This is a genomic window from Rhizobium sp. WYCCWR 11146 (assembly GCF_013591995.1).
GTDB lineage: Bacteria > Pseudomonadota > Alphaproteobacteria > Rhizobiales > Rhizobiaceae > Rhizobium > Rhizobium indicum.
Map to the genome: position 1 here is coordinate 1 of NZ_JACCEY010000015.1, position 9645 is coordinate 9645.

8 protein-coding genes are annotated in these 9645 nt (G+C 56.6%); 4 read left to right on the forward strand and 4 right to left on the reverse strand.

All coding sequences use genetic code 11. From position 1 onward, the window contains the following. From HX899_RS08710 to HX899_RS08720, 3 genes are all read right to left on the reverse strand, one after another. Positions 1-484: NAD(P)/FAD-dependent oxidoreductase (locus HX899_RS08710; protein WP_181292245.1), on the reverse strand; the 484-nt coding region annotated here is incomplete at its 3' end. A 54-nt stretch (positions 485-538) separates the two neighbouring features. Further along, positions 539-1426, reverse strand: coding sequence for a 3-hydroxybutyryl-CoA dehydrogenase (locus tag HX899_RS08715; RefSeq protein WP_138390047.1), 888 nt, complete (start codon positions 1424-1426; stop codon positions 539-541). A gap of 126 nt (positions 1427-1552) precedes the next feature. Further along, positions 1553-2728 carry an acyl-CoA dehydrogenase gene (locus HX899_RS08720; RefSeq protein WP_138390046.1) on the reverse strand — a complete coding sequence of 392 codons (1176 nt, stop codon included), beginning with the start codon at positions 2726-2728 and terminating at the stop codon, positions 1553-1555. Positions 2729-2843: 115 nt separating this feature from the next. Between HX899_RS08720 and HX899_RS08725 the strand changes: the two genes are divergently transcribed. From HX899_RS08725 to HX899_RS08740, 4 genes are all read left to right on the forward strand, one after another. After that, on the forward strand, positions 2844-3761 hold the full coding sequence (locus HX899_RS08725; protein WP_138390045.1) for a LysR family transcriptional regulator: 918 nt from the start codon (positions 2844-2846) through the stop codon (positions 3759-3761). 134 nt (positions 3762-3895) lie between these two features. Further along, positions 3896-6652 (forward strand): phosphoenolpyruvate carboxylase, encoded by a 2757-nt coding sequence (gene ppc / locus HX899_RS08730; protein ID WP_138390044.1) that lies wholly within the window; start codon positions 3896-3898, stop codon positions 6650-6652. 92 nt (positions 6653-6744) lie between these two features. Further along, positions 6745-7707, forward strand: coding sequence for a C-terminal binding protein (locus HX899_RS08735; protein ID WP_181292246.1), 963 nt, complete (start codon positions 6745-6747; stop codon positions 7705-7707). A 22-nt stretch (positions 7708-7729) separates the two neighbouring features. Then, the gene (locus HX899_RS08740) at positions 7730-8725 is read left to right on the forward strand and encodes a phosphotransferase family protein (RefSeq protein ID WP_181292247.1); all 996 of its coding nucleotides are present in this window, start codon (positions 7730-7732) and stop codon (positions 8723-8725) included. 339 nt (positions 8726-9064) lie between these two features. On the opposite strand, the gene HX899_RS08745 is transcribed toward HX899_RS08740, so the two are convergent. Further along, positions 9065-9619 (reverse strand): NADPH-dependent FMN reductase, encoded by a 555-nt coding sequence (locus HX899_RS08745; protein ID WP_138390041.1) that lies wholly within the window; start codon positions 9617-9619, stop codon positions 9065-9067. Positions 9620-9645: the final 26 nt, after the last annotated feature.

The following is a 9645-nucleotide window of genomic DNA, read 5'->3' on the forward strand; positions in this document are numbered from 1 at the left end:
TGTCGCCGGTGGCGACCCCGATCACCGCGCCTTCGTCATTGTAGAGCACTTCGGTTGCGGCAAAGCCCGGATAGATCTCGACCCCGAGTTCTTCGGCTTTGGTCGCCAGCCAGCGACAGACGAGCCCAAGCGAGACGATGTAGTTGCCGTGATTGTTCATCAGCGGCGGCATCAGCATATTCGGCAGGCGAACAGAGCCGGCCGGACCGAGCAGCAGGAAGTGATCTGATGTGACCTTGGTCTTGAACGGATGCTCGGCCTCGTCGCGCCAGCCGGGCAGCAGCCGGTCGATGCCGATCGGATCGACGACGGCGCCAGAGAGAATATGCGCGCCGACTTCCGCGCCCTTTTCGAGAACAACGATCGACAGCTCCAGATTGACCTGCTTCAGCCGGATCGCCGCCGCAAGACCGGCAGGACCAGCGCCGACGATCACAACGTCGAATTCCATCATTTCCCGAGGAGTGTCATTTCGTTCACTCATAATACCCCGCCTAAATTGTCCATGCTTTAGAGATGCCGGTGGCCGCTACAACGCCTATCGCGTGGGTCGCGGTGGATCGCACCTGTAATCGTAAAATCCCCTGCCCGCCTTGCGCCCTAGCCAGCCAGCTTCCACGTATTTAACCAGCAGGGGGCAAGGACGATATTTGCTATCGGCCAATCCTTCATGGAGCACCTGCATGATCGAAAGGCATGTGTCCAACCCGATGAAATCGGCCAGTTCAAGCGGCCCCATCGGATGATTGGCTCCGAGCTTCATCCCTGTATCAATTGCCTCTACGTTGCCGACCCCTTCATACAAAGTGTAGATGGCCTCATTGATCATCGGGATAAGAATCCGATTCACGATGAAAGCTGGGAAGTCCTCGGAAACTGTCACGCTTTTGCCAATTGAGACGGCAAAGTCCTTGGCTGCGGCAAAAGTCTCTTGGCTGGTTCCGATACCGCGAACAAGCTCAACCAACTTCATGACCGGTACTGGATTCATGAAATGAACTCCCAAAAAGCGATCTGGCCGGTCCGTGGAGGCAGCAAGGCGCGTGATGGAAAGAGAAGATGTATTGGTTGCCAGGATTGCTTGAGGCTTCAAGACTTTGGAAATGTCCCTGAAGACAGTTGTCTTGAGGGCTTCATTTTCGCTTACAGCCTCAATGACCAGGTCCGCATCCGCCAAATCTGAAAGCGCAAAAGCTCCTCTGATGCGAGAGACAGCGCCCTGAGCCTCACTCTCTGACATCTTTCCCGTCTGCGCCTGGCGGCTGAAATACCTGGCACCACCTTCGACGCTCTCGCTGACCCGATTTTCGGCCACATCATAAACCAACACCTGGTATCCATGTTTTGCCACGGCCTGTGCGATTCCGCTGCCCATCTGTCCTGCACCGATGACTGCGACGGTTGAAATATTGGAAGCCATAGGCATGTCGCCTTTCGGTAGATCGGAGGGAAAGTGAGGGGCGGCCTGTGCCGGAACCGATGCTCAGCATTGATGGTTCGCCACCCCGGCCCGACCGCTTTCACCGCCGGACCGCAATTAAGGCCCTGTTCCTTAGAAGAAAGCCTGGATACCCGTCTGCGCACGACCAAGGATCAGCGCATGGACATCATGAGTGCCCTCGTACGTGTTGGTCGTTTCCAGGTTCTGCGCGTGGCGCATGACGTGGTATTCGATCTGGATGCCGTTGCCGCCGTGCATGTCGCGGGCTTGCCGGGCAATGTCCAACGCCTTCCCGCAGTTATTCCGTTTCACGATGGATATCATCTCGGGAGCCATCTTGTGTTGGTCCATCAGCTGGCCGACGCGCAGGGAACCCTGAAGCCCAAGCGTAATCTCGGTCATCATGTCGGCTAGCTTCTTCTGGTACAGTTGCATGCCTGCGAGCGGCTTGCCGAACTGCTTGCGGTCCAGCCCATACTGGCGTGCGCGAAACCAGCAGTCCTCCGCGGCTCCCATGACGCCCCAAGAAATGCCATAACGAGCGCGGTTGAGGCAGCCGAACGGGCCTTTGAGGCCGGAGATGCCCGGAAGAAGTGCGTCTTCCGTAACTTCGACGCTGTCCAGTACAATTTCCCCGGTAATCGAGGCACGCAGCGACAGCTTGCCACCAATTTTCGGAGCAGAAAGGCCCTTCATGCCCTTTTCAAGCACGAAGCCGCGGATTTCGTTGTTATGAGCTTCCGACTTTGCCCAGACGACAAAGACGTCTGCTATGGGCGCGTTGGAGATCCAGGTTTTGGAGCCCCGCAGGCGGTAGCCGCCTTCGATTTTCTCGGCGCGGGTCTTCATACCACCCGGGTCGGAGCCTGCGTCGGGCTCAGTGAGGCCGAAACAGCCGATGAGATCGCCGGAAACGAGGCCCGGCAGGTACTTCTTCTTCTGTTCGTCGGAGCCGTAGGCAAAGATCGGGTAGATGACCAGCGAGGACTGTACGCTCATCATCGAGCGATAGCCGGAATCGACGCGCTCGACTTCGCGAGCGACCAGGCCGTAGGCGACGTAAGATGCGTTGGCGGCGCCATATTCTTCCGGAAGCGTTACTCCGAGCAGACCTGTCCGGCCCATCAGCTTGAAAAGCTCAGGCTCTGTCGTTTCATCGAGATAAGCTTCCTGGATACGCGGCATAAGCTCGGATTTTGCAAAGGCCGCAGCTGAGTCGCGGATCATCCGCTCATCTTCCGTCAATTGATCATCGAGCAGAAAAGGGTCGTTCCAGGAAAAGGCCAAGGGGGTCGTCCTCCGTTTGAGGTTTTGGCAGTTCGAAGTTTCCGGAATTATCGCTGGCGGCTCGCGAAGGACAAGCACCGTTTACTCATCGGGCTATGAGCTATAGTAATAGGTCATGGTGAACCTTTCTAGAAAACTACTTCCGTCCACTTCTGCTCTCGCGGCCTTCGATTCTGTCGCGCGATTGGGCAGCTTTTCCGCTGCGGCGGAGGAACTTTCGCTGACGCAGGGAGCGATAAGCCGCCAGGTATCTGGGTTGGAGGAACAGTTGGGCATTTTACTATTCGACCGAACCAGTCGCGGCGTAAATCTCACTGAGGTAGGCGCAGAATATTCGAAGACGATCGCCGGCGCCTTGGCACAGATACGTTACGCATCGCTTCAAGCCATGACTAAACAACATAACGATCAGCTTAATCTCGCGATTCTGCCGACTTTCGGTACCCGCTGGTTGATGCCGCGCATGCCGCAATTCGTCGCTCGCCATCCGGAGATCACATTGAATTTCGCCACGCGTATCGGCGTCTTCGATTTCGACCGAGACGGCATCGACATGGCAATCCATATCGGCCAGCCCAATTGGCCGGGCGCAGACTGCACATTTCTCATGGATGAGATGGTGGCGCCGGTCGCTTCACCCAGCTTCCTCAACTCGCATCCGATCGGCAAGGCGGAAGACCTGCTACACATGCCACTGCTGCATATGGCATCTCGACCCGGAGCCTGGAACCACTGGTTCGAGAGCCTTCGAATTGCAGCAACTCCCTCTCAAGCCATGCGGTTCGAGCAGTTCGGCAGCGTGGCGCAAGCCTGCATCGCGGGACTTGGTCTGGCGCTAATGCCACTCTTTCTGATCGACTCGGAACTCGCCAGTGGTCAGCTCGTCGAAGCCTTTCCCCATCAGATTAAGAGTCCCAGCGCCTACTATGCGGTCGCACCGCTCAGCAAGACGGATTTCCGTCCAGTCGCCGCGTTTCGCGCCTGGTTGCTGGAGGAAATCGGCCGCTACAAGGAAGGTGTCGTCGAGCGGTAATCGATCCTGGGGAGCACAAGGCTACGGCCGGGAACCCGGTGTGTCGGCCTTGACTCGAGCCGGAAATGCTGTCAGTTGATGCTAACGTTAGCATTCGATGTGTTTCGTATGAACGTCGTTTCAGGAAGAAAAACATGCATGGTAAGCGGCTCTCAGCCAGTAGGGCTTTGGTGAAGGACGTTCAGTTACTTGGCCGCCTTCTGTGCAATGCCATCGAGGCAACTGATGGCAAAGATGTACGAGAGGTCGTCGAACAGGTCCGAACAATCTCTGTGAATGACCATAGGAAGGCATGCTCCCGCCTATACGACAAGCTGACCCCATTCTGCGCAGAAATGACACTACCGACTCTGAACCGCGTCATCAGGGCATTCAGTCAGTTCTCGCAGCTCGTCAATATTGCCGAAGACTGTCATCAAGCGAGAATACAGCGGCTTGGTATTGTTGATGGAGCCTCTGAAATTCCCGGAACGGTCACCCGATCGCTTTCCGTCCTTGCGGCCGCCGGGGTGACTTCCCAGGACCTACGCACACTCATATCAGGGTTGATCATCTCACCGGTGTTCACGGCGCATCCCACGGAAGTGCGACGCAAGAGCGTCATCGACATCGAGCAAGAGCTTTCAAAGTGCCTGTCGCAGCTCGACCAGGTCGGCCTGACAGACCAAGAGATAGGTTCCCATCAGAAGGATCTCGAAAGAGCGACCACGACACTTTGGCAAACGAATAGTTTGCGAGGGCAAAGTCTAAGGGTTGTTGATGAGATCCTCAATGGCCTGTCCTATTACGACAGTACGATCTTAAGGGTGCTTCCAGAGGCTTACGAAACGCTGGAAACCCAGTTGCGAGCCGCTCCCTGGAACTTCGGCCAGGAGGCGCTGCCGCCATTCCTGCGTATGGGCTCCTGGATCGGCGGCGACCGGGATGGCAATCCCTACGTTAATGGCGAGACCTTGAGAGAAGCGTTACGTCTTCAAAGCGAGAGAGTCTTCTCGTTCTACCTTGGCGAACTCCACAGCCTTGGAGCTGAGCTCTCTCTGGATGATCGGTATGTAAACGTATCAACGGACCTTCGTCGCCTCGCGACCGACTCGCCTGATCGATCGGAGCCGCGCCGACACGAACCCTATCGCTTGGCCATCTCGGGCATGTACGCTCGGCTAGCGGCCACGGCCCGCAAGTTTGGAAGCACAGAGCTGGTTCGCAAGCCTGTCGCCACTGCCCCATGCTATGTCAATCCCGATGAGTTCAGCAAGGATTTGGCGACGATCAGCAAATCCCTCACGGCGAATGGGGCTGCAACCATCGCCTCCGGCAGATTACGAAAGCTGCAACGCGCAATCGACGTGTTCGGATTTCACCTTGTGAGCCTCGATCTGAGGCAAAATTCCGAGGTTCATCAGCGCGTTGTGCATGAGTTATTCGAAACCGTCAGGCCGGGTACCAACTATGAATCGCTCTCCGATGCCAAGAGGATGACATTGCTCACAGAGGAGCTCAGATCGTCTCAGCTGTTGATCACACCGCTCAAGGCCTATTCTGCGGAGACGACGTCCGAACTATCTGTCCTGCGTGAAGCCGCAGAAGCTCACAAGCGCTATGGCTGCGGCAGCATCCCGAACTACATCATTTCGAAAGCAGGAAGCCCATCGGACATCCTCGAGGTCATGGTACTCCTCCGAGAGGTAGGACTGTATAGGCCCGATGAGCCAAAGGCAGCATCCGTAAACATCATACCTCTTTTCGAGACGATCTCGGACCTCAGAAACTCCCGAGATGTGATGGAGACCACCCTGGCTGTCGACGGGTACCGAGCGTACGTGAAAGCGCTCGGCAATAGACAAGAGATCATGCTTGGGTATTCCGACAGCAACAAGGACGGAGGATACCTTACCTCCGGATGGGAACTCTACAAGGCGGAGACTGCTTTCATTCTGCTTTTTGAGAAAGAAGGCATTCGCCTGAGTTTATTCCATGGTCGCGGTGGCTCCGTCGGCCGTGGAGGCGGTCCCAGCTATGAAGCGATCACTGCCCTGCCCCCGGGTGCAGTAGCCGGTTCGATTCGAGTGACCGAACAAGGTGAAGTGATCGCGGCGAAATATTCCAACCCGGACCTTGGACGTCGAAACCTTGAACTTCTGATCGCAGCGACACTGGAGGCTTCTCTTCTGCCGTCCGACGCGCAAGAGCCCAAACCGGGCTACCTCGATGCCATGGAAGAACTGTCGGAACTTGCGTTCGACAGCTATCGCTGCCTTGTCTACAAGACCGACGGTTTTGAACGGTTCTTCTGGGAAGCCACGATCATTGGAGAAATCGCAAAGCTGAACATTGGCAGCCGTCCGGCATCTCGCAGCTCGTCAGGTCGCATTGAAGACCTTCGCGCAATACCGTGGGTGTTCGGCTGGTCGCAGAGCCGGATTATGTTGCCCGGTTGGTTTGGGTTCGGCTCTGCTGTCAAACAATGGCTTTCGTCACATCCCGACGGTCTGACGACCCTTCAGGCGATGTATCGCCATTGGCCTTTTTTCCGAACATTGATCGCCAACATGGAAATGGTCCTGGCCAAGACAAACCTGGCCATCGCCACCAGCTACGTCGATCTTGTCGCCGATTGCCCGTCCCACGAAACCATTTTTGCCCGCATAAAAGACGAATGGGCCGATACGGTGGGCGCCCTTCTCGGCATCACGGAACAGACTTCGCTCCTGGAGAATAATCCAGCGCTTAAACAGTCAATCTATCACCGCTTTCCATGCCTTGATCCTCTGAACTACATGCAAGTCGATCTCCTTCGTCGTCATCGCGCCGGAGAACGCGATCACGACACCGAAGAAGCACTGCATCTAACCATCAATGGCATTGCGGCCGCCCTTCGCAACAGCGGGTGACCAAACAGTGGAGCCGCGTTGTATCCGCCTATTTTCCTTGACCATAACAGGCATATTGCGCTAACGTTCGCACAGATACAGGAGGACTCTTCATGACACGCACCGTGCTGTTGACGGACTATGCATGGCCGGATGACAAGGTGGAGCGGCAGACAATCGAAGGCGCCGGTTTCAGCCTGGTCAGCGGTCCCGCCAAGCCAGCTCCAGCTGCTGAAATCGAGGCATTGGCAGCTCAGCATCAGCCGGATGCGATTTTGACCTGCTGGGCTGAGGTCAGCGCCACCGCAATAGCGGCGTCACCTGCCCTCAAAATCGTCGCGCGTCTGGGTGTCGGATTGGACAACATTGCTGTCGATGCGGCCACAGAGCGCGGCATCTGGGTCACCAACGTGCCCGATTATTGCGTAGCAGAGGTTTCGGATCACGCCGTCGGATTCGCCATCGCTTGGGCTCGTGGTCTCATCCATTTTGACCGCGAAGTGCGTTCCGGACGTTGGGATCCCGCCTCCGCGAATCTCCGTAGGCTGTCGGAACTCACCTGCGGCATCGCTGGCTTCGGTCGTATCGGTCGTGCGACCGCAGCAAAGATGCAAGCACTAGGGTGCCGGGTGTTGGCGCACGACCCTTATACGTCCAATGCTCCTGGCAACATCGAACTGGTCGATTTCGAAACCCTTCTTGCCGGCAGCGACATCGTCGTGATCCACACGCCGCTTTCGCCTTCAACGCACCATCTGATCAATTGGGACGCGATCTCAAAAATGCGTCGGGGCAGCCTGTTGATCAACGTCAGCCGAGGCGGCGTCGTCGACACTGCCGCCGTGATCGAAGGACTGGCCTCCGGCATTTTAAGCGGCGTCGGCCTTGACGTCCTCGAGGATGAGCCGCGCATTCCGCCGGAATTGATTGCTCACCCTGGCGCGATGATCACTCCGCATGTCGCTTTCTCTTCGGACGCATCGCTTATTGAGCTGCGCCGACGTGCCGCGGAAGAAGTTGTCAGAGTTCTCTCTGGAGAAATGCCTGAACAGCCCCGCAACACCCCCCGCCGTTAATGCCTCAAAGGACCTTCAATTCATGTCTGCAGCTGAGACGACGATTTTCGATGACTTCTTGCTGAGAAGCGGGCTGAAAGGTGCTTCGGAAAAAGCAGCATACAAGCCTCTGACGGGTGGTGTTTCTTCGGACATCTATCGGGTCGAACTTCCTGGGCGGATTCTTTGCGTAAAGCGTGCCCTCGCCAAGCTGAAAGTGGCTGCCGATTGGCACGCGCCGGTGTCTCGAAATGAGTACGAATGGAACTGGATCTCATTCGTCGCTCAACATTTCCCCTCCGCTGTTCCGAAACCTCTCGCCCATGACGCATCGTCTGGCGTGTTTGCGATGGAATTCCTTCCCGGCGAAGAGTATCCGCTCTGGAAAGCCGATCTCCTCCAAGGCCACATTGATCCAAAAGCGGCGGAGATTACCGGGCGACGGATCGGACAGATTCACTCCGTGAGCGCCCGCACACCTGGGCTACCGGCGAAATTCGACTCCGGCACCAACTTCTATGCTCTGCGGCTTGAGCCCTACCTGGTCGCAACCGCTGACAAACACCCCTTCGTCGGCGACCGCCTTTCAGACCTCGTGGGCCGCACTGCCGATACGAAGCTGGCACTCGTTCATGGAGATGTTAGCCCGAAGAACATTCTGCTGGGCAACAGCGGGCCTGTCTTCCTGGATGCGGAATGCGCATGGTTTGGCGATCCCGCCTTCGATCTCGCCTTCTGCCTAAACCATCTCCTTTTGAAAAAGCTCGTTGTTGAGAAGGCGTCCCGTGAACTCGCAGCCTCCTTTGCGGCGCTGTCGTCTGCGTATCTCAACGAGGTCGATTGGGAAGATCGTGAAGCTGTCGAAGCTCGAGCAGCAAGTCTCCTGCCCGCCCTCTTCCTAGCCCGCGTCGATGGCAAATCGCCGGTCGAGTATGTGACGGAAGAAAGCCAAAGAATGCTTGTTCGCAAAACGGCTATCCCGTTGATCGCGTCACCCCGCACAAAACTGGCTGAAATCGCGCAAGCCTGGTTTTCCTAATACGGAAAAGCTCCGCCAACAGCGCGGCGCCACTCCGCGAAGCGATGACAGGTCGTCTTGCTTGCTCTGCCGAGCTCAACAGACAATGGTAGATGTCATCTACGCCCGAGGCAGAATTTGTCCAAAAGTCAGCAGGAAATAACTGCTTGCCTTCGGCTCTCCGCGACGCGCCGCGGCGAGAAACGAATTTATTTCCAGGAATGATCCGGCGCAGAAGCAGATCGACTTCATCGATCGAAAAGATCGGTTAGAGCAACAGCGTCAAAGAGAGGCCGTCGCCCTCTTAGAGCGACGGCAGTGTATCGACCAGCCATTCAGGGAGGTTTCGGTATTGTTGGCTCACTTGAACCGAGCGAGCCACACCTCAAACGCGGCCAGAAAAGTTTCGATGAATTTCTGCGTCCCTTCGTTGAGAATCTCCCCATTGTCGCCCACCAGCTTGTCCGCCCCGCTGAGATATACTTCCGGCTGCGGCAAGGTGGGAACGTTGATGTTGGTGAGAATAACTCGGAGCTGAAGCGCCGCGACGGCACCACCAATGAGACCGGGAGAAGCGCTGGTTATTGCGCCGGGTTTATGGTCCCACACGCTTTTTCCGTAGGGCCGAGACCCGACCTCGATTGCGTTCTTCAGAACAGCCGGTACCGACCTGTTGTATTCAGGGGTCACAAAAATCACCCCATCGCAGCTTTTGATACGTTCGCGAAAAGACGTCCATGCCACAGGAGACGTCTCGGCGTCCAGGTCTTGATTGTAGAGTGGGAGATCGCCGATCGGCACGATTTCCAGATTTAGATTGTCCGGCGCCACTCTCTGCATCGCACGAGCCAATTTCAGGTTGATCGAAGCCTGTCGAAGACTACCGACCAAGACCGCAACATCTTTCTTGGACATGTTTTCCCTTTTCGCGTCGGGGGGGT